Raw genomic sequence first — 19154 nt, forward strand, 5'->3', positions numbered from 1 at the left:
TGCCATGTCCGCAACGAGCACGACCATCGACGACGTCGCCGAGCGGTCGTCGACGGGCGCAGTCCGTGCAGCATCTGCTGGGGCCGAGCCCCGGCCCGGGACCGAGCCCGGGATCGCCGCGTCGACGCGGGACGTCCGGCTCGCCGTCGACCTCGACCACGCTCTCACAGCGACACGTCGCGCGCTCGCCGAGTACTTCGCCACGGCGGCGTCGCGGGCGACCGACCCCCGGGTCGTCGATCTCTGGAAGGACCTGGCCGACCAGACCGGGGGAAAGCTCGTCCGCCCGCGCCTGGTCCTCGCGGCCTATCTCGGCCTCGGCGGCCGGGACCTCGGGGCGGCGGTGCCCGTCGCCGCTGCACAGGAGGTCCTGCACACCGCGATGCTCGTGCACGACGACCTCCTCGACCACGACGAGTCGCGTCGCGGCCGCCCCAACCTCGCGGGCACCACACGTGCGCGCCTCGCGGGGACGGGCGTCGAGGCAGCCCACGCCGACGAGCTCGTCCAGGCCGCCTCTCTCCTCGCCGGGGACCTCGCGATCAGCGGAGCCTTCGACCTCGTGCTGACGTCGACCGCCCCACCGCTCGTCCGGCTCGAGGTCACCCGACAGCTCGTGCGCGCGGTCCAGACGGCCGTCGCGGGCGAGGTGCTCGACGTGTCGGGACAGCTCCGCTCCCCCCTCGACGTCGCCCCCTTGCTCGTCGCGGAGCTCAAGACGGCGACCTACACGTGCGTCGTCCCGCTCCTGTCGGGCGCCACGCTCGCCGGCGCGGACCGTGCTGTGCGGTCGGACCTGGAGACCTGCGGCCGCGCGCTGGGGATCGCCTTCCAGCTCGTCGACGACCTGCTCGGGGTGTTCGGCGACCCGCGGGTCACGGGGAAGTCGACGCTCTCCGACCTGCGCGAGGGCAAGCGCACCCTGCTCCTCGCCTGCGCCTACCGTCGGGCCACGCCCGGGGACGTCGCGCTGCTGGACCGGTACGTGGGGCGGGCCGACCTCACCGAGGCGGAGGCCGACGTCGTGCGGGAGGCCATGGACCGCTCCGGAGGCCCCGGAGCGGTCCGGGAGACCGTGACCCGCCACCTCGACGAGGCCCGGGCGGCGGCTTCCCGGCTGCCTGCTCCTCTCGCGCGATATCTGACCGACCTGGCCGACTCGTTCGCGGAGAGGGTCGCCTGAGATGCCGACGAGCACGACGTCCGAGACCATGGCCAGGGAGGCCAACGTGTCGCAGATGCTGTACGACCGCACCGCCGCCCGCGCGAGCCGGGCGGTCCTGACCGGGTACTCGACGTCCTTCGGGCTCGGGTCCCGGCTCCTGGGGAGCGTGGCGCGTCGAGACATCGACGCGGTCTACGGCCTGGTCCGCGTGGCCGACGAGGTCGTCGACACGCGCAGGGGCGAGGGCGCCGACGCGCTGCTGACCGGGCTCGAGGAGGAGACGGCGCGCGCGCTCGCGAGCGGGTACTCGACCAACCTCGTCGTCCACTCGTTCGCCCGCACAGCCCGGCGCACCGGGATCGGGCACCCGGAGATCGACCCGTTCTTCGCGTCGATGCGCATGGACCTCACGGTCCAGGTGCACGACAAGGCGAGCTACGAGCAGTACGTCCACGGCTCGGCCGAGGTCGTGGGGCTCATGTGCCTCGCGGTGTTCCTCAACGCGGACCGACGTCCCGGGGAGCCCGTGGTCCGCGCCGACGCGGCCGTGCTGCGCGGTGCGCAGGGGCTGGGCGCGGCGTTCCAGAAGATCAACTTCCTGCGCGACCTGCGCACCGACCACGAGGAGCTGGGGCGCAGCTACTTCCCCGGGATCACGCCTGCCGACCTCACCCAGGAGGACGTCGACGCGATCCTCGCGGAGATCGGCAGCGACCTCGACGCCGCGCGCGCCGCGCTCCCATCCCTCCCGCGTCGCGCACGGATGGCGGTCGCCGCGACCCTCGCGCTCTACGACTCGCTGCTGGGGCGGCTCGCCTCGACGGCTCCGCAGGACCTGCTCCGGGCCCGCGTGCGGGTCCCGGACCCGGTCAAGATCGTCGTCGCGGCGCGTGCCGTGGCGCGTGAGTCGCTGCGACGCGACGTGCACGCCATGTCCCGCCGGTCGACCAGGTTCACCGACACCAGAGGAGCCTTGTGAACGTCGCCCCACCCGAGATGCCGCACGTCGTGGTCGTGGGGGGAGGTATCGGCGGCCTCGCCACTGCCGCGCTCCTGGCCCGGGGCGGTGCCCGTGTGACCCTGCTCGAACGCCACGAGCGGGTCGGGGGGCGGGCCGGGACGCTCGACCTCGACGGGTTCCGGTTCGACACCGGACCGTCCTGGTACTTCATGCCCGAGGTCTTCGAGCACTGGTTCGCGCTCCTGGGCGAGCGCGCCGAGGACCACCTCGACCTGGTCCCGCTCGACCCGTCGTACCGTGTCTTCTTCGAGCGGGCCTCGTCCAGCGAGCAGCCCGACGGCGCCACGAACCTCCCCCCGGCTCGCACCGTCCTCGACGTCACCCGCGACCCGGAGGTCAACTGGGCTCGCTTCGACGCGCTCTCGCCGGGCGACGGCGAGCGCATGCGGGCCTACGCCGAGGAGTCGAGCGAGGCCTACCGCCTCGCCCTGGACCACTTCCTCTACACGACGTTCGAGCGCCCCGACCGGGCCGTCGACGGCGCCGTGCTGCGCCGGCTCCCGCGGCTCGCGGCCCTGCTGGGACGCTCGCTCGCGGACCGCGTCGAACGCCGCGTGCACGACCCGCGCCTACGCCAGGTCCTCGGCTACCACGCGGTCTTCCTCGGCAGCTCGCCCTACCGGGTGCCCGCGCTGTACTCGCTCATGAGCCACCTCGACCTGGTCGAGGGCGTACGGTTCCCGCGCGGTGGGATGTACACGATCATCGAGGCCATGGAGAAGATCGCCCGCTCGCAGGGCGTGACGATCCGCACGGCGAGCGACGTCGTCGGGATCGAGGTCGCGCCGCACGCTCCCACGCCCGACGGCGGAGCCTCGCCCCGCGCGCGGACCGGCAGGCCCGGGCGACGCGCACGAGGCGTCGCGACCGGGGTGCGGCTGAGCACGGGCGAGGTCGTGCCTGCGGACGTCGTGGTGTCGGCCGCCGACCTGCACCACACCCAGACCGCGCTCGTGCCCCCCGCGTACGCCGACCTGCCCGCGCCCGCGTGGGACGACCGCGGACCCGGGATCTCGGCGCTGCTGATCCTCGCCGGAGTCCGTGGCGAGCTGCCCGAGCTCGCCCACCACTCGCTCTTCTTCACCGAGGACTGGCGGGGGAACTTCGCCGACGTCCTGGGCGACGCGGCAGACAGCCCCGTGGACTCGTTGCGGGTCCCGTCCCCCGCCTCCCTCTACGTCTCGAGGACGTCGGCGACCGACGACGCGACGATCGACCACCCCGCCGCACCTCCCGGCCACGAGAACCTCTTCGTCCTGGTGCCGTTCCCCGCGGACCCGGCGCTCGGTGGCTCGGCCGCGTCGCAGGCCGAGCTCGAGGAGCTCGCCGACGGGTACCTCGACCAGGTCGGCGCCTGGGCCGGGATCGACGACCTGCGCGGGCGGGTCGCGACCCGGCGGGTCCTGGGCCCCGCGCACTTCGCGACCGAGTTCTCGTCCTGGCGAGGGACGGCCCTCGGGATGGAGCACACGCTCGCGCAGAGCGCGATGTTCCGCCCGCCGGGCGCCTCGCGCAAGGTCACCAACCTCTACTACGCGGGAGCGGGCACGGCCCCTGGCGTCGGGCTGCCGATGTGCCTCATCAGCGCCGAGCTCGTCGCCAAGCGGCTCCTGGGCGAGACGTCCTCCCGGCCCCTGCCGACCCCGCTGCGCCCCGGCTACCTCGCGGCGAGCCGCCGTCCCGAGCGACTGCGGGGCGGTGGCGCGTGATCGGCTTCGCGTACCTCGCTGCGCTCCTCGTCTCGCTCGGCGGTCTCGCCGTGCTCGACCGTCGGTTCCGCCTCGCGTTCTGGGCCGACCCGGCCCGGACGGCGATCACGCTCGTGGCCGGCGTGCTGTTCTTCCTCGCGTGGGACGTCGCGGGGCTCGCCCTCGGGATCTTCGCGCGCGGCGACTCGCCCCACATGACCGGGCTCCAGCTCGCCCCCGAGCTGCCCGTCGAGGAGGCCGTCTTCCTCACGCTCCTGTGCTACAACACCCTGCTCGTCTGGCGGTTCCTCGACCTGCGTGCGCGGGAGCGCGCAGCCCGGCGGACGGACGGTGGTGCCACGAGAGCGGACGAGGCACCCGCGCGCGCCGCGGACGGTCCGACGACGGGAGCGGGCGCATGACCAACATCGTCCTGAACCTCGTCGTGATCGCGCTCGTCGCGGTCGTCACGGTGTGGACGCTCCGGCGCCACCGGGCGGGGCCGCTCCTGTGGACGGCAGCGGTCATGGTGGTCCTGACGCTGGTGTTCGACACGATCATGATCGCCGTCGGGCTGTACACCTACGCCCCCGACAAGATCCTCGGGATCTACCTCGCCGGGGCGCCGCTCGAGGACTTCGCCTACCCGCTGGCCGCGGTGCTGCTGCTGCCCGCGGTATGGACCTGGGTCGGGGACGGTCGACGCCGTCGGCACGCGGGAGGGCAGTCGTGACCGGGGTCGCGGTCGAGCCGGGGGCTGCGCCGGGGCCGCTCGTCGCGCTCCGGGAGATCGTCGCCGCCTCGCGCCCGTTCTCCTGGATCAACACCGCCTACCCCTTCGCGGCGGGCTACCTCGTCGCCACGGGGGGACGGGTCGACGCCACGCTCGTCGTCGGGACGCTCTACTTCCTGATCCCCTACAACCTGCTGATGTACGGGATCAACGACGTGTTCGACTACGCGTCCGACCTGCGCAACCCGCGCAAGGGCGGGATCGAGGGAGCGCTCGCGGACCCCGCGACCGCACGGACCACCCACCGGCGCATCCTGTGGGCGTGCGTCGTCGCGAACGCGCCGTTCCTCGCGTGGTTGCTCCTCCAGGGCGACGTCGCCGCGAACCTGACGCTCGCCGTCGTGGTCTTCCTCGTCGTGGCCTACTCGGCGCCCGTGCTGCGCTTCAAGGAGCGTCCGTTCCTCGACTCGTTCACCTCGGCCATGCACTTCGTGGGGCCCCTGCTCTACGCGCTCGTGCTCGTCGGGGCGGACCTCGGAGCACGGACCGTGTGGCCCGTGCTCGTGGCGTTCGTGCTGTGGGGGGCCGCTTCGCACGCGTTCGGCGCGGTGCAGGACGTGCGGGCCGACCGGGAGGGCGGGATCGGCTCGGTCGCGACCGTGATCGGGGCGCACCGGACGGTCGTCGTCGCGGCGACCGCCTACCTCGTGGCCGCGGGGCTGCTCGCGCTGCTCCCGTGGCCGGGGTGGCTCGCCGCGGTCCTGCCGCTGCCCTACCTCGTCAACGTGGCGTCCTTCTGGACGGTGCGCGACGACGACTGCGAGCGGGCGAACGCGGGCTGGCGTCGCTTCCTCTGGCTCAACCTGGTGACTGGGTTCCTCGTGACGATGCTGCTCATCGCCGCCACCTGGGGCTGACGCCTGGGTCCGACCCCTGGGTCGAGGTCCCGCGGACGACGACGGCCGCCGTTCCTCGCGGGACGGCGGCCGTCGTGCTCGTGGCAGACCCAGGTCAGTACGTGGTGCCGTACTCCCAGTGCCACGCCTCGGGCTTGGAGCCGCCCTGGCGTGCCCACTCGGGGTTGTCCCAGCCGTAGGCCGGGGCGTTCGCGCGCATCCAGGCGTACTGGGCGCTGCCGAAGCTGCTGATGCCGCCGCCCAGGTCGAGCGCCTGCGCCATGCCGTGGTTCGACGTCCCCGGCGTCGCCGCGAGGTAGCCCTTCGACGCCTTGACCGCGACCTGCGAGCCGAACGAGCGGTAGGACGACGTCACCGAGATGTCGGTGCCGAACGCCGCCCGGTAGGCCACGTTGAGCTGCTCGAGCTGGTAGGCCGCGTCGCAGCGCACGAGCTGGCCGGGCGCGAAGCTCGGCGAGCACAGAAGGCTCTCGGGGATGGTGCCGTTCGAGTAGCCAGCGGTGCTGTTCGCCCAGGCCGCGAGCTGTGCCGCCATCGCGGCACGCTGGGCGGCCTCCTCCGCGGCCTGCTGGGCCGCGATCTCCTCGGCCGTCGGTGCCGGCTGGACCGAGACCGCGACGGCGGCGGCGTCGAGCACCGTGCGCAGCGCCTCGGTCGCTGCCCCGATCTCCGCGGTCGTCGGCGCGACCTGCGCACGGTCGGTCGCCGGGTCGGCCGTGGTGCCGGCGGTCACCGCACCGGTGGTCGCCTGGTCCGTCGTCGTCTGCGCCGTCTCCTCCGGGGAGGTCGTCGCGGTGTCGGTCGAGGCCTCAGGGGCCTCGGCCGTGCCGTCGGTCGTGAGGGGCTCGCGACCGTCGGCTCCGGCACGGCTCGCGCGGAACGTGTCGCGGCCGTCGAGGGTCTCGTCGGCGCTCGTCCCGTCGGCGGTGCCGGCGGCGAGGGTCGTGGCGTCGTCCAGGGACGCGCTCGTGTCGAGGGCCGCGCCCGTGTCGAGGGTGGTGCTCGCGGCGAGCGTGGGGTCTGTCGCCGACCCGATCGTGGTCGTCCCACGCGCCGCCGTCTCGGACGTGCGCGTGACATCGAGGAGCTGGCGGAGCTGGTCGCGGGTCGCGGTGACCTGGGCGAGCTGCTCGGGCGTCAGGGAGGACGTGCCCTCGCTCGCCAGGTACTCGGCGCGGACGAGCTGGGTGCTGGCCGCGTCGAGCGCCGACTTCTCCTCGGGGGTCGTCGCGACGGGTCCGGCGGCACTCGTGACCGGTGCGGACGCCGATGCGGTCGCGGCCTGGGAGTCGTCGGGAGACGTGGTCATGCTGGCCGCACCTGCCGTGGTGGTCACGGCGACCGTGGCGAGGGCTGCCGCGATCGCGAAGGGGGAGCGGCGGCGCAGGGAACGCCCGGGGAGGGTCGCGGCGAAGCGACGCTGGGAGTGCTTCCCCATCAACGGCCCCCTCTCGCGCGCAGGCCCGGCCCGTCGGCTGCGCCGAGGGGAGCGGTGTCGAGGAGAGCGGTGCCGAAGGGGGAGGTCGTGCGGTCGTCGGCGCCCGGGAGCGGGCGGCGCCCTGCAGGCGCGGCAGAGCTGAGCGGTGCAGTTGTCACGGTGTTCGGATGTTCCGTTCGTCGGGCCGAGGCCGGGACCGCGTGCGCACTGCGGCTGTCGAGCGGGAGCTCGACGCCGTACCGTGCCGTCGCGGTGACGGGAGTCGTTCTTGGAGCCTCAGCAGCCTGAGTCGCGGCGCGTCCGGATGACGTGGGAGCCGCGTGCGCCGGCAGATGGGATGCGAGGACGGTCCTCGGTGCCTGCCAACTCGTTCCATCTTCAACTACGTTTGTGAGCGGTCTGGCCTTGTCGAGCAAGGATCCGCTGGCGATGGTGTGCCGGGTCCGGGCCTATTCGGTGAAGAAGGTACGACCGACGCGTCTCGCGTCGCGAGTCAGCGCCGTACCCACGAGCATGCCCAACGCGATCGCGAAGACGGCGACGACGGCGTTCGCGATGTCGGACACAGAACCCGTGTCCCCCGCCACGAGCTCCGACAGCCCCAGGAAGCTCAGGGCGCCCGGCACCAGGAGCCAGAAGGCCGGGAGCGTCGTGATGATGGCCGGGGGACCGGTGCGGGTCCGTTCGACGAGCGTCGCGAGCGGCACGATCACGAGCGCGCCGAAGAAGCCGGAGATCTCCGGGGCGATGTAGGACCCCACGAGCTGGGCCGCGTACGCCGCGAACAGGACCACGAGCACCCAGGGCAGGCTCCGGCGCGGGGTGGAGGAGAAGAACATCTGCCCGACGCCCACGAGCACGACCCCGATCCACGGGGCCCACCACCCCATCCGCTCGCCGCCGTGCCCGGCGACCAGGTCACCGGCGACCGCTGCACCGGCCACGACGCCGAACACGAGCAGCAGCAGCTGGGCGACCCCGTAGAGGAGCCTGCTCGCACCCGAGACGATCTGGTTGCTCGTGAGCTCGATCGCCGCGACGGTCAGGACCGACCCTGGCAGGAAGCTGATGAGCGGCGGGACCAGGACCTGCAGCGGGCTGTCGCCGAGCCAGGGGTGCACCACCTGGATCGCCAGGACCGTCACGAGGAAGGCCGCGACGACGGGCAGGGCCGTACTGAGCGTGGGCCAGCGTGCGGCGAGCCACCGCAGCACCCCGACGCCGAGCCCGAGCACCAGGAAGACGGGCAGCAGATCCAGGGTCGGGTTGAGGATCAGCCCGAAGCCCAGCGTCAGGATCGCGTGCCCGACGATCGTGAGCACGGCACCGAACCGGGCCGGTCGGCGCCGGATCGCGCGCAGCTCGGTGCGCGCGTCGGCGAGGTCGATCGTCTGGGAGCGCAGCTTGCGGATGACCGCGTAGAGCGCGCCGATCTGGTCGAGGTCCAGCCCGCTGCCCGCGGCGTCGGTGAAGTCCGTGACGACTCCGGAGGCGGTCTGCACGCGGATGAAGACGCACGTCGGCAGCACCAGGGTCTGCACGGTGTGCGCGCCGTGCAGGTCGGCGACCTGCTTGAGGACGTCCTGGGCGTCGTTGACCGACTGCCCCGAGTCGAGCATCGCCCGCCCGAGCGTGCGGAGCAGGGGGACCAGGTCGGGCGAGATCTCCGGGACGTCGGGCTCGTCGTCGGGGGTGGCCTCGTTGCCGAGCGCCTGCAGGACGCGCCGGAAGGTCGAGGGGGCGTGGCGGAGCCCGGCGAGCAGGGGGAGCCGATGCCGGTGCCGGGGCGCGGGGTCGGAGTCCTCGGCGGAGGAGGGGTCGGTCTTCGTGGCGTGCGACGAGGTGTCGCGGGGGTCGGTCGCGGAGGCGTCGTCGGGCGGCGTCACCTGCTCGGGTGGCGCGTCCGCGGGAGGGCCCTCGGCGTTCAGGTCGCCACCCCGCGTCCGTCCGCCGGGCCGGGGGCCACTGACGGGCGCTCCGAGGGCGGACCCGACGACGCCGCGACCAGGTGCAGGAGAGCCTCGCCGTAGGCGTTGGCCGGGTCGTAGCCGCGGAACGTGAGCGGGTGCCCGCCGAGCTCGATCTCGACGAGGTAGGCGGGGACGTCGTCGTCCTCGACGAAACGCTGGAGCCAGCGGAAGGTGCCCCCCAGCAGGGCGCGGAGCTGTGGCTCGAGCGGGTGCCAGAGCGCGTCCTCGAGGGCCACGGAGTCGAGCGCCCACTCGGTCGTGCCGTTGAAGCCGAGGATCACGCCGGTGTCGAACTCGTGGGGCTCGATGGTCATGTCGCTCACGGTGAAGAGGTCGCCCGTGGGGCCGGTGGCCAGCAGCCGGAAGCGGTCGCCGGACTCGGGGTGCCAGCGCACCCCGGCCTCGCGCAGGGCGAGGGCCAGGTCCCAGGAGATCATCTGGCCAGTATGGTCGGGCGGGCCGGACCGTGCCCTCTGGAGGCGACGTCCGGAACAGCCGAGGGTGACGCCACGTCCCACCGAGGTCGACGCTCCCGCAGGCCCTTCACCCGCTCGCGCGAGACAGTAGGGGAAGGACTCCCGCAGCCCGCGGGGCCCCCAGCACGGGGAGGTCGGCATGACCGGGACGTTCGCGACCGTCGACGACTACATCGGCTCGTTCCCGCCCGAGACCCAGGCGGTCCTGCAGGAGATGCGCCGCACGATCCACCGGGTCGTGCCCGACGCCGGCGAGAAGATCAGCTACCAGATCCCGGCCGTCACGGCGCGGGGTCGGGTCATCGTGTACTTCGCGGGGTGGAAGCACCACGTGAGCCTGTACCCCGTGCCCGACGGCGACGAGGACTTCGAGCGGCTCGTCGCCCCCTACCGGGCCTCCAAGGGGACGCTCAAGTTCATGCTCTCGGAACCGATCCCGTACGGCGTGATCGAGACGGTCTCGCGGCACCTGCTCGACCAGTACGGGGCCTCGGCGTAGCGCAGGCCGGCTCCGGGACGGCGTCCGGCCTGCCCCGGTCGCGCCCACCTGTCGGGACGCGTCGTCCCACGGTCGCCGGGTGTCACACCCACGAAACGTCGGCGTCGTGTACTCGCCCTCATGACCGTTCCTCCCACGGGCACGGCCGGGCGATCCCCGGACCGGCCCGTCACCGTCTCCATCCACCGCCGCATCCACCCCGACCTGGTCCCGGACGCGACGCGCTGGGTCCAGGCCGGCGTCAACATGGCCAACACGTACCCGGGCTTCCTCGGGTCGGGCTGGGTGCGCGCCGCGAAGGACTCGCACGACTGGCACATGCTCTACCGCTTCGCCGACGAGGCGACGCTCGACGCCTGGGACTCCTCGCCCGAGCGGGTCGCGTGGCTCCAGGAGGGGCAGGGGCTCGTCGAGGAGCAGCGCGTCGAGCGCAGGACGGGCATCGAGGGGTGGTTCGACGCGCCCGCCCGCGTCGAGGAGCCGCAGATCGGCGCCGACCGGGCGCCGGCCCGCTGGAAGCAGTCGGTGAGCATCTGGCTGGGGTTCTTCCCGGTGAACCTCGCGTTCACTCTGCTCATGTCCTGGGCGGTCCCGAGCTTCGGCGAGCTGCCAGTGTTCCCGAGGGTGCTCGTGACGACGCTCGTGCTGACCCCGATCATGACGTACGCGGTGCTGCCGTGGGTGACCCGCCGTCTGGCACCGTGGTTGGCGCGCTGAGGCGCGCGCGGCCCGTCACGCCCCGGTCGAGCGCGTGCTCCCTGGCCTGTGAGGACCGTCTCATTCGGTGCCTGTCCGGGCGTCGCCCGCCCCGCGCACCTAGCGTGGACGGATGGACGAAGAGATCGAGAGCGCGACCGACGTCGCCCTGACCCTGGCCGCCGTCGCGGGAGCGCTCGTGGCCGCGTTCGTGCTGGGCACGATCATCTCGGCGATCACGAACCGCCTCGGGCGGCGCAGCGAGCTCGCGCGGGACATCTCGAAGCGGCTGCGCCGCCCCGACCGTGCGGTGCTGATGGTCGTCGCGGTGTGGATCGCGGTGCGGGTCACGACGGACGCGTCGGTCGCGTGGCGGCCCGCGGTCGAGCACGCGCTGCTCGTCGCGCTCATCGCCGCCGGTGCGTGGTGGGTGGGGGCGCTCGCGTTCGTCCTGGAGGACAGCGCGCTCAAGCGCTTCCGGGTCGACGTCGTCGACAACCGGCACGCCCGGCGCATCCGCACGCAGATCATCGTGGTGCGACGCCTGACGGTCGCGATCATCGTGATCTGCGCGATCGCCGCGGTGCTCCTGACGTTCCCCGCGGCGCGGGCCGCGGGCGCGAGCATCCTCGCGTCGGCCGGGGTCATCTCGATCGTCGCGGGCCTCGCGGCGCAGACGTCGCTCGCGAACGTGTTCGCGGGCATGCAGATCGCGTTCACGGACGGCATCCGGGTCGACGACGTCGTGGTGCTCGAGGGGGAGTGGGGGCGGATCGAGGAGATCACCATGACGTACGTCGTGGTGCACCTGTGGGACGACCGGCGCCTCATCATGCCGTGCACCTACTTCACGACGACGCCCTTCCAGAACTGGACGAGACGGGCCGCAGACCTGCTCGGCACGGTCGAGCTCGACCTGGACTTCCGGGTGCCGTTCGGCGCCATGCGTGCCGAGCTCAAGCGGCTCCTCGCGCACACCGACCTGTGGGACCAGCGCGTGGGCATCCTGCAGGTGACCGACGCGATCAACGGCGTGGTCCGGGTGCGAGCGCTCGTGAGCGCCCGCGACGCCCCGACGCTGTTCGACCTGCGGTGCTTCGTGCGCGAGGGGCTCGTCGAGTGGCTCCAGCGGTCGAGCGCCGACTCGTTGCCCCGCACGCGCTTCGAGGGCGTCGAGGAAGGACGCATCAACGAGGAGCCCGACGTCGCGCCGGGTCGCACGCAGGAGAAGGGCGCGACGGCACACCCCGCGATCCCCGAGCGCGAGGTCCACCTCCCGCCCTCCATCCCCGTGGGGCCAGGAATCCCGGGGCAGCCGCCGCTCTCGACCCGCCAGGCCACACGGCGCCTGTCGGTGCGTGACAAGGCGAGGGTCATCGGGTCGGTCAGCGCACCACCGGACGTCGTCGAGACGCGGGTCATGGACCCCGTCGAGGTAGCCGTAGCGGTAGGGCGCGAGGCCGAGGTCGCTCCGGAGGACCTGCCCGGTGGCGCGGCCGAGTCGGCCTTCTTCAGCGGCACGGCCGAGGGGGTCGAGCGTGCGCAGGCCTTCGCGGGCCCGGGCCAGGAGGTCATCGACGAGCGCGAGGAGACGGCCGAGCGGAACCGGGTCGAGGACGAACGCGACGCGCCGGCCTCGACGGACGACGACGAGCGGGACCGCGAGGCTGCGCGCCCCGGCGACAGGGAGCGCCCGGGCGACCGCGACCTGGGGCGCGGCGAGTCGCAGGGCGACGGCGGCCACGACGGCGACGCCTGACGCCTGACGCCTGACGCCTGATGCCTGACGCCTGATGCCTGATGCCTGATGCCGACGGTGATGGTCCCGTCAGCCCCGACGTGACGCACCCGACCCGCGTCCGCCGCGCCGTGACGACCGCCCCTGGTTAAGGTCTCGTCGTGAGCAGGTGGACCTGGCCCGCGTACGTGGGCGTGATCGGCGGGGTCGTCGTCTTCGTGATGTTCCTGCTGCCGATCGTGGTCTGGCAGTACCGCCGGTACGGGCGACTGAGCTGGCTGCGCCTGCTCGGGTCGGCGGCGGTCGCGGTCTACGGTGTCGCGCTCGTGGCGTACACGCTCCTGCCGCTGCCCTCGGGCGACCTCGCGCAGTGGTGCGCGCAGCACGGGTTCTCGGGGCCGCAGCTGAACCCGTTCCAGTTCGTCGAGGACGTCCGCCGGGACACCGCGGGCATGAGCGCGGCGGCCCGGCTGCGGAGCCCGGCGGTGCTCCAGACGGTGTTCAACGTGGTGCTCTTCGTCCCGTGGGGCGTCCTGGTGCGGCACTTCTTCGGGTGGCGGCTACCGCTCACGGTGCTGTCGGCGTTCGCGGCGTCGCTGCTCATCGAGACGACGCAGGGCACCGGGATCTTCGGTCTCATCCCGTGCTCGTACCGGCTGGCCGACGTCGACGACCTCCTGACGAACACCCTGGGCGGGTTGATCGGTGCGCTGATCGCGCCGGTGGTCCTGCGGTGGATGCCGCGCTCGACGGACCTCGCGACCGAGCGGGGCGTGCCGCGCCCGGTCACGGTGTGTCGGCGGTGGCTGGGGATGCTGCTCGACGCGTTCCTGGTGTCGGTGACCGGGACGGTGCTGGTCCTGTTCTACCGGGTGACGCTCGTCGCGCTGGGGCAGGACGTCCCGGTCGAGGCGGGCGCGGTCGACGTCGTGCTCGGCTCGGTCGTGCCCGTGGTCCTGGTCCTGTTCGTGCCGCCGTTCCTGGGGAGCGGGGCGTCGTGGGGGCAGCGGGCCATGTGGCTCGAGCCGCGCTGGACGGCCGACGTCGCGCAGGGCCCGGTCGGTGCGGACGGCCTGGGGCGTGGGACCACGGTGCGTCGCGTGGTGCGCGGCTTCGTGTCGGGCGGCCTCTGGGGGGTGTGCCTGGTCCTGGCGGAGCTCCCGGGTGGTGGTCTCCTGCCCGACGTCGCAGCGCCCCTCGGTTCTCTCGTCGCCTTCGTGGCGGTCGTCTCGGTCCTGTTCACGCGCGACCGGCGCGGGGTGTCGGGGGTCGTGTCGGGGGCCCGGATGGTCGACGCGCGGAGCTGATGGGCGGACGCACCGAGAAGTGAGCAGATGCCCCCGGATCGCAGGATCCCGGGGCATCTACTCACTTCTCGGCGGGGCGCGCGGGGCAGCGGGCGGGATCAGCGTCCCGCGAGCCACCCTCGCAGCCGGTCAGGCCGGTCGGTGATGACCGCGTCGACACCGGCCAACCGGGCCAGGGTCCACTGCGCGGGCTCGTTCAAGGTCCACACCATGACCTCGAGCCCCGCCGCGTGCAGCTCGTCGACCAGACCGGGCCGCTCGACGAGCAGGTGCCCCGCCGGGTTGCACGTCATGACGCCCAGGTCGGCGCACGTCGCGAGCAGGTCGTCGGACCGCTCGCCGATCAGCAGCCCGCGGCGCAGTTCCGGGGCCACCTTCGTCAGGGCCGCGACCGTCGAGGTCCAGAAGCTCTGCCCGATCACGCGGTCGGCGAGCCCGGCGCGCAGGACGGGCTCGGTGACCTTGCGGACGTCGTCGGGCTCCCAGTCGCCCTTGATCTCCAGCAGGAGGTCGATGCCCGGGTGCGTCACGAGGAAGTCCAGGAGCTCCGTGAACGTCGGGACGCGCTGCCCGGCGTAGGCGGGGGCGAACCACGAACCCGCGTCCACGGCGCGGACCTCCGCGAGCGGGAGCGCGTCGACGCGACCGGTCGCGTCGGTCGTGGCGTCGAGGGTGTCGTCGTGGATCACGACCACCTCGCCGTCCGCGGTGAGCTGCACGTCGAGCTCGATGCTGTCCGCGCCTGCGCGCCACGCGGCCTCGAACGCCGCGAGCGTGTTCTGCGGGGCCACCGACGAGTTCCCCCGGTGCGCGACGACCCGGAACGCGCCCGTCACAGGTACGGCTCCACGTTCTCCTGGTACGCCTTCTCGAGGCGCGGCGTGATCGACGCGAACGCCTCGGCGGCGGGCGTGCCCTTGAGGACGATCTGCTCGATCCCGTCGGTGAGGATCTGGTCGCCACCGGGCACGAAGACCCGGACCCAGTCCTGCGAGCGGGACTTCTCGGCGAGCTGGTCGACCGCCGTGCGGAACTGCGGCGTGGCCGCGTAGATGCTGCTCATGGTCTCTCCCTCGACCGCGGACGTACGCACCGGCATGTACCCGGTGTTCTGGGAGAAGTATGCGGTGTTCTCCGGGTCCGTGATGAAGGCGAGGAACATCGCGGCGGCGAGCTGCTGCTCGGGCGTGCGCGAGGCCGGGATGGCCAGACCTGTGCCGCCCGTGGGCGTCCCGGAGCCGCTCGGCCCGTCGGGCAGGTAGGCCGTGCCGAGCTCGAACGACGCGGCGTCGAGGAGCCCCGTGAGGCTGCCCGTGGACCCGATGGTCGAGGCGAAGATGCCGGCGGCGAAGTCGGCCCCGGCGTCGGTCCCGACGCCCGCGACCTTGGACCCGTGGAACAGGTCGTGCAGGAAGTCGCCCGCTGCCAGGGCCTGCGGGGTGTCGAGCGTGACGGTGAACTCGTCGCTGTACTGCCCACCCTGGCCCCACAGCATGTTCTCGAACCACCACGCGGCCCACGAGGTGCCGGTCGCGAGGCCCAGCGGGGCGCCGTCGGCCGGGACCTGGGCGCGCAGCGCGGGGGCCCACTCGGCGAGCTCTGCCCACGTCGCGGGCCCGCGGTCGGGCAGGCCGGCTGCGGCCCACATGGTCTTGTTGTAGTAGAAGAGCGGCGTCGAGCGCGCGTACGGCACCGCCCAGTGCCGGGTGTCGTACGCGTAGTCGCCGTACAGCGTCGGGTTGTAGTCGGTGACGTCGACGTCGAGGTGCGTGAACACGTCGTCGAGCGGCATGACCTGGCCGTTGAGGTAGTAGCGGAACCACCACACGTCGCTCGCGATGACGAGGTCGGGGAGGTTGTTCGACGACGACGCGGCCTGGAAGCGCTGCGCGACCTCGTCGTACCCGGCGCCCGCGGTCACGAGCTTGACCGCGATGTCGGGGTGCTTCGTGTTGAAGCGGCGGATCAGCTCCTCCTCGATGGCCTTGGAGGCGCCGGGGTGGTTGCTCCACCACGTGATCTGCGAGGCGGGCTTGATCGTGGTCCAGTCGGTGCCCGCGGAGGCGGACGGGGCGGACGTGCCGCCGCCGACGGTGGGTCCCGCGCACGCGGCGAGGGAGAGGGCGAGGGCGCCGAGGCCGCCGAGGCGCAGCACGTCGCGTCGCGACGGGGTCCACTGGGCGGGCAGGGGCTGGTTCACGTGATGCTCCTTGGGGTGGGGAACAGCGATCCGGCAGGTGCCGGGGGACAGGGGGAGACCGGCACGTCAGCCGGTCACGGCTCCGGCGGTGAGCCCGGCGACGAGCCGACGCTGGAGGAACAGGAAGACGACGAGGATCGGGAGGGTCACGAGCACGGTCGCGGCCATGAGGACGCCCCAGTTGTTCATGCCGTCGACGCTCTGCAGGAGCGTGAGGCCCACGGGGAGCGTCATCTTCTCGGCGTCGTCGGTCACGAGGAACGGCCACAGGTAGTCGTTCCACTCCGCGACGACGGACACGAGCGCCACGGCCGCGATCGTGGGGTAGGACAGCGGCACGACGAACCGCCACAGCTTGCGCCAGTGGCCCGCGCCGTCGAGCTCGGCGGCCTCGAGGATCGAGATCGGCAGCGACAGGAAGTGCTGGCGGAACAGGAAGGTCCCGAACGCGCTCGCCAGGCCCGGCACGAGGATGCCCTGGTAGGTGTTGAGCCACCCGAGCTGGGCGACGAACGTGTAGTTGGGGATGATCGTGATCTGCTGCGGGATGAGCAGCGTGAACAGGACCAGGACGAACACCGCGCGCTTGAACGGGAAGTCCAGGAACACGAGCGCGTACGCGCAGCACAGGCCCAGCAGCAGCTTGAGCGTCGAGCCGACGACCGTCAGGCCCACGCTGTTGAGGAACAGCTGCCCGACGGGGATGCTCTGCGTCGTCTGGACGTAGTTCGCGAGGTCGAGGTCCTGCGGGAGCCACTGGAGCGGGATCGAGTACAGCTCGTCGGGGCGCTTGAAGCTCGCGAGCACCATCCACACGAGCGGCAGCACCATGACGACGGTCGCGACCAGGAGGGTCGCGTACGAGCCCAGGTGCAGAGGCCGACGACGGCGCGTGCGCTCCGGCGCCCGGGCGCCGCTCGGGCGGTGGCTCGCACCGCCGGGGGCCGGTGGTGCGTCCACGGGTGACCCGGGGTGCTGAGCGCTGGGCGCGCCCGAGGTCGTGCGAGGTGCGGTGGTGGGGACGTCCCGGACCGGGTTCTGGACGCTCATGCGTAGTGCACCTTCTTCTCGACGAAGCGCAGCTGGACGACCGTGACGACCAGCAGCAGGAGGAAGAGGATCGTCGCGACGGCCGACGCGTAGCCGGCGCGGCCGGTCACGAAGCCCTCCTCGTAGATCTGGTACATGAGGGTCGTGGTCGAGCCCAGGGGGCCGCCCTTGGTCATGGCCTGGATGATGTCGAACGACTGGAGCGAGCTCAGGAGCGTCGTGACCGTGAGGAAGAAGGTCGTGGGCGCGAGCAGCGGCAGGACGATCGAGCGGAACGTGCGGGCCGAGGACGCTCCGTCGAGGGCGGCGGCCTGCTTGAGCTCCTGCGGGACGGCCTGGAGGCCGGCCAGGAAGATCAGGGCGACGTACCCGACGTTCTTCCACAGGTAGACGACGATGATCATGACGAGCGCCCAGGGCGAGGTCGTGTACCAGTCGGGGGACTCGAGCCCGATCGCGCGCAGGCCCGCCGAGAGCAGGCCGTAGCGGGGGTCGAAGATGAACAGCCACAGCATGCCGACCGCGACGCCCGACAGGACGTAGGGAGCGAACGCGACGGTCCGCGCGAGCCCGCGACCCTTGAGGCGCCGGTTCAGCAGCAGGGCCAGGCCGAGTCCCAGGACCAGCGAGCCGCCCACGGTCGCGACCGTGAAGACGCCCGTCGTGACCATGACGTCGGCCGTCGTCGGGTCCTGGAACCACTCGACGTAGTTGCCGAGTCCGACCGAGCGGGCCGTGGGGGAGCCCATGTTCCACTGCAGGGTCGAGTAGTAGAAGCTCTGCAGCAGCGGGCGGTAGACGAACACGAGCAGCAGGACCACGTTGGGCCCCGCGAGCAGCAGGAACGCGAGCCAGGTGCGCAGGGCGCGCGGGGTGGGGCGCGTGAAGCGGGACCGGGCCGTCGGGGCCCGCCCGGGAATCGTCCGAGGGCGTGCGGGTGGCGCGGGGCGCACGGGGGCTGACACGGAGGTCATGGGGTGGGGCTCCAGTCACGAGCGGGTGGACGCCGTCACCCTAGGAGGGCGAAGTGTCCGAGAAGTGGCCTCAGCGGCTCCGTTCCCCGAACGTTCCCGAGGCGTTCATCGGGGCCTCGGCGCGAGGTCATCGGGGATGCCGGGAGGTCATCTGCGGGGCGCACGCGCGGCGGGTGCGAAGCCGAAGCCGCAGGCGACCGCACCTCGCCCCCGAGGCCCGGTCGGCGCGTCGACGACGGCCTAGCATGGGCGGTCCGGCCAGCACTCCTGCCGGGCCCGACGACGAGGTGAGCGATGACGCACGAACGACAGGACCTGCGGAACATCGACGTGGGGCGCGGCACCGGCTTCACGGTGGCCCTGTTCGTCCGCGACCGTCTGGCGCTGCCCGTGGCTGACGACGTCCCGGCGCTGGTCCCCCGCCTCGCCGTCGAGGCCCTGCCGGGCGACGAGGCCGCGGCGCTCGCGGACGGGTGGCGCGCGTGGTGGGACCGGTTGAGCGAGGTACCCTCCGGGCGCGACGTCAGGCCCGCGTCGGAGAGGCTGGCGACGGTGGTCGACGCCCTCGTGGACGAGGCCCGGTCGTGGGCCGAGCAGATGGTGCGACCGAACTACTTCTTCTCGGAGGCCGATCTTCCCCCTGGCTACGTCCCGGAGCCGATCGGCGACCCGGACGTCCCGGTGGTCTACGACGTCGAGCTCGTTCCCGTGGGCGGCGCGTGGCACCGGGACCTCGGCCCGCACCGGATGCTCGTGAGCGTCGAGACGTGGGAGGACCCGGCGGCGATGGACGCGCTCCTGAGACCGCGGATCGAGCGGCTGCAGAGCCGGGTCAGCGCCACACCTCGGAGGGCCCCTCAGGTGTGGCACCTGACGGTCGACGGTCAGGCCTTCACGGTCGTCGACAGGCCCCACGACCCGGGGGTGTACGACTTCTCCTGGACGAACGGTCCGATCAAGGGCTACGGGTTCACGATCGCGACGTCGACCCGGCAGCCCTTGGGCGAGGACGTGCTGCGCAAGGAGATCCGAGGCTTCGTCGAGGGCTACGAACCCTGACAGTCCAGGGGCTTCCCCGCCGCCTCCACCGTGCACCTTGACCTCAACCGTGGTTGAGGACGTACCGTCGAAGCGTGCGGCCGCCGACCCCGGCGTGGACCGCACCTCCCCTCCTCGACCGGAAGGCGTTCTTTCCTGTGAGCAGCTCTCGTCCGTTGCGTGTCGCCATTGTTGGCGCTGGTCCTGCTGGTATCTATGCGGCGGACATTCTGTCGAAGACGGA

18 protein-coding genes are annotated in these 19154 nt (G+C 72.6%); 11 read left to right on the plus strand and 7 right to left on the minus strand.

Translation table 11 applies throughout. The features are described from left to right. The first annotated feature begins 4 nt into the window (after window positions 1-4). Genes ACZDYF_RS11050 through ACZDYF_RS11075 form a run of 6 tightly spaced genes read left to right on the plus strand, consistent with a single transcriptional unit; the run spans window position 5 to window position 5524 of the window. Window positions 5-1183 (plus strand): polyprenyl synthetase family protein, encoded by a 1179-nt coding sequence (locus tag ACZDYF_RS11050; RefSeq protein ID WP_475056511.1) that lies wholly within the window; start codon window positions 5-7, stop codon window positions 1181-1183. A gap of 1 nt (window position 1184) precedes the next feature. Then, window positions 1185-2144: a phytoene/squalene synthase family protein gene (locus ACZDYF_RS11055; RefSeq protein ID WP_475056513.1), complete on the plus strand. Its 960-nt coding sequence runs from the start codon at window positions 1185-1187 to the stop codon at window positions 2142-2144. Between the two features lie 17 nt (window positions 2145-2161). Beyond that, a complete protein-coding gene (gene crtI / locus ACZDYF_RS11060) occupies window positions 2162-3895 on the plus strand; it encodes a phytoene desaturase family protein (RefSeq protein ID WP_475056584.1) in 1734 nt (577 codons plus the stop codon). Beyond that, window positions 3892-4296 (plus strand): lycopene cyclase domain-containing protein, encoded by a 405-nt coding sequence (locus tag ACZDYF_RS11065; protein ID WP_318243817.1) that lies wholly within the window; start codon window positions 3892-3894, stop codon window positions 4294-4296. Before crtI ends, ACZDYF_RS11065 begins: the two co-directional genes overlap by 4 nt. Then, the gene (locus ACZDYF_RS11070; RefSeq protein WP_191791911.1) at window positions 4293-4607 is read left to right on the plus strand and encodes a lycopene cyclase domain-containing protein; all 315 of its coding nucleotides are present in this window, start codon (window positions 4293-4295) and stop codon (window positions 4605-4607) included. The genes ACZDYF_RS11065 and ACZDYF_RS11070 overlap by 4 nt, the downstream gene beginning before the upstream one ends. Next, complete coding sequence (locus tag ACZDYF_RS11075; RefSeq protein ID WP_475056519.1) at window positions 4604-5524, plus strand: prenyltransferase; 921 nt, start codon at window positions 4604-4606, stop codon at window positions 5522-5524. The genes ACZDYF_RS11070 and ACZDYF_RS11075 overlap by 4 nt, the downstream gene beginning before the upstream one ends. A 94-nt stretch (window positions 5525-5618) precedes the next feature. On the opposite strand, the gene ACZDYF_RS11080 is transcribed toward ACZDYF_RS11075, so the two are convergent. The 3 genes from ACZDYF_RS11080 to ACZDYF_RS11090 all read right to left on the minus strand — a co-directional run bounded on the left by ACZDYF_RS11080 (window position 5619) and on the right by ACZDYF_RS11090 (window position 9369). Continuing rightward, window positions 5619-6962, minus strand: a complete 1344-nt coding sequence (locus tag ACZDYF_RS11080) for a M15 family metallopeptidase (RefSeq protein WP_475056523.1) — start codon at window positions 6960-6962, stop codon at window positions 5619-5621. A 449-nt stretch (window positions 6963-7411) separates the two neighbouring features. Next, window positions 7412-8848 carry a threonine/serine exporter family protein gene (locus tag ACZDYF_RS11085; protein ID WP_475056526.1) on the minus strand — a complete coding sequence of 479 codons (1437 nt, stop codon included), beginning with the start codon at window positions 8846-8848 and terminating at the stop codon, window positions 7412-7414. 38 nt (window positions 8849-8886) lie between these two features. Beyond that, window positions 8887-9369 carry a pilus assembly protein CpaE gene (locus tag ACZDYF_RS11090; RefSeq protein WP_475056530.1) on the minus strand — a complete coding sequence of 161 codons (483 nt, stop codon included), beginning with the start codon at window positions 9367-9369 and terminating at the stop codon, window positions 8887-8889. 178 nt (window positions 9370-9547) lie between these two features. Here ACZDYF_RS11090 and ACZDYF_RS11095 point away from each other — a divergent pair, with 178 nt between their 5' ends. From ACZDYF_RS11095 to ACZDYF_RS11110, 4 genes are all read left to right on the plus strand, one after another. After that, window positions 9548-9907: an iron chaperone gene (locus ACZDYF_RS11095; protein ID WP_191791907.1), complete on the plus strand. Its 360-nt coding sequence runs from the start codon at window positions 9548-9550 to the stop codon at window positions 9905-9907. A gap of 120 nt (window positions 9908-10027) precedes the next feature. After that, a complete protein-coding gene (locus tag ACZDYF_RS11100; RefSeq protein ID WP_475056535.1) occupies window positions 10028-10624 on the plus strand; it encodes an antibiotic biosynthesis monooxygenase in 597 nt (198 codons plus the stop codon). 112 nt (window positions 10625-10736) lie between these two features. After that, entirely contained in the window at window positions 10737-12362 is a 1626-nt protein-coding gene (locus ACZDYF_RS11105; RefSeq protein ID WP_475056538.1) for a mechanosensitive ion channel family protein, read from the plus strand. A gap of 140 nt (window positions 12363-12502) precedes the next feature. Next, window positions 12503-13648, plus strand: a complete 1146-nt coding sequence (locus ACZDYF_RS11110) for a VanZ family protein (protein ID WP_475056542.1) — start codon at window positions 12503-12505, stop codon at window positions 13646-13648. A 98-nt stretch (window positions 13649-13746) separates the two neighbouring features. Here the strand turns inward: ACZDYF_RS11110 and ACZDYF_RS11115 are convergent, their stop codons facing one another. The 4 genes from ACZDYF_RS11115 to ACZDYF_RS11130 all read right to left on the minus strand — a co-directional run bounded on the left by ACZDYF_RS11115 (window position 13747) and on the right by ACZDYF_RS11130 (window position 17872). Beyond that, window positions 13747-14484 carry a glycerophosphodiester phosphodiesterase gene (locus tag ACZDYF_RS11115; RefSeq protein ID WP_475056545.1) on the minus strand — a complete coding sequence of 246 codons (738 nt, stop codon included), beginning with the start codon at window positions 14482-14484 and terminating at the stop codon, window positions 13747-13749. After that, entirely contained in the window at window positions 14481-15848 is a 1368-nt protein-coding gene (locus ACZDYF_RS11120; protein ID WP_475056547.1) for an ABC transporter substrate-binding protein, read from the minus strand. Before ACZDYF_RS11120 ends, ACZDYF_RS11115 begins: the two co-directional genes overlap by 4 nt. A 66-nt stretch (window positions 15849-15914) precedes the next feature. Further along, on the minus strand, window positions 15915-16898 hold the full coding sequence (locus ACZDYF_RS11125) for a carbohydrate ABC transporter permease (RefSeq protein WP_475056551.1): 984 nt from the start codon (window positions 16896-16898) through the stop codon (window positions 15915-15917). Further along, window positions 16895-17872: a carbohydrate ABC transporter permease gene (locus tag ACZDYF_RS11130; RefSeq protein ID WP_191791901.1), complete on the minus strand. Its 978-nt coding sequence runs from the start codon at window positions 17870-17872 to the stop codon at window positions 16895-16897. The genes ACZDYF_RS11125 and ACZDYF_RS11130 overlap by 4 nt, the downstream gene beginning before the upstream one ends. 294 nt (window positions 17873-18166) lie before the next feature. Between ACZDYF_RS11130 and ACZDYF_RS11135 the strand changes: the two genes are divergently transcribed. Beyond that, window positions 18167-18931 (plus strand): hypothetical protein, encoded by a 765-nt coding sequence (locus tag ACZDYF_RS11135; protein WP_475056556.1) that lies wholly within the window; start codon window positions 18167-18169, stop codon window positions 18929-18931. The last annotated feature ends 223 nt before the right edge of the window (window positions 18932-19154 follow it).

The organism is Oerskovia sp. PE-21s, assembly GCF_056158145.1.

Coding starts and splice junctions, on each gene's coding strand:
- ACZDYF_RS11050 (WP_475056511.1), top strand. CDS start 5: ATGTCCGCAACGAGCACGACCATCGACGACGTCGCCGAGCGGTCGTCG.
- ACZDYF_RS11055 (WP_475056513.1), top strand. CDS start 1,185: ATGCCGACGAGCACGACGTCCGAGACCATGGCCAGGGAGGCCAACGTG.
- crtI (WP_475056584.1), top strand. CDS start 2,162: ATGCCGCACGTCGTGGTCGTGGGGGGAGGTATCGGCGGCCTCGCCACT.
- ACZDYF_RS11070 (WP_191791911.1), top strand. CDS start 4,293: ATGACCAACATCGTCCTGAACCTCGTCGTGATCGCGCTCGTCGCGGTC.
- ACZDYF_RS11080 (WP_475056523.1), bottom strand. CDS start 6,962: ATGGGGAAGCACTCCCAGCGTCGCTTCGCCGCGACCCTCCCCGGGCGT.
- ACZDYF_RS11090 (WP_475056530.1), bottom strand. CDS start 9,369: ATGATCTCCTGGGACCTGGCCCTCGCCCTGCGCGAGGCCGGGGTGCGC.
- ACZDYF_RS11095 (WP_191791907.1), top strand. CDS start 9,548: ATGACCGGGACGTTCGCGACCGTCGACGACTACATCGGCTCGTTCCCG.
- ACZDYF_RS11100 (WP_475056535.1), top strand. CDS start 10,028: ATGACCGTTCCTCCCACGGGCACGGCCGGGCGATCCCCGGACCGGCCC.
- ACZDYF_RS11105 (WP_475056538.1), top strand. CDS start 10,737: ATGGACGAAGAGATCGAGAGCGCGACCGACGTCGCCCTGACCCTGGCC.
- ACZDYF_RS11125 (WP_475056551.1), bottom strand. CDS start 16,898: ATGAGCGTCCAGAACCCGGTCCGGGACGTCCCCACCACCGCACCTCGC.
- ACZDYF_RS11130 (WP_191791901.1), bottom strand. CDS start 17,872: ATGACCTCCGTGTCAGCCCCCGTGCGCCCCGCGCCACCCGCACGCCCT.
- ACZDYF_RS11135 (WP_475056556.1), top strand. CDS start 18,167: ATGACGCACGAACGACAGGACCTGCGGAACATCGACGTGGGGCGCGGC.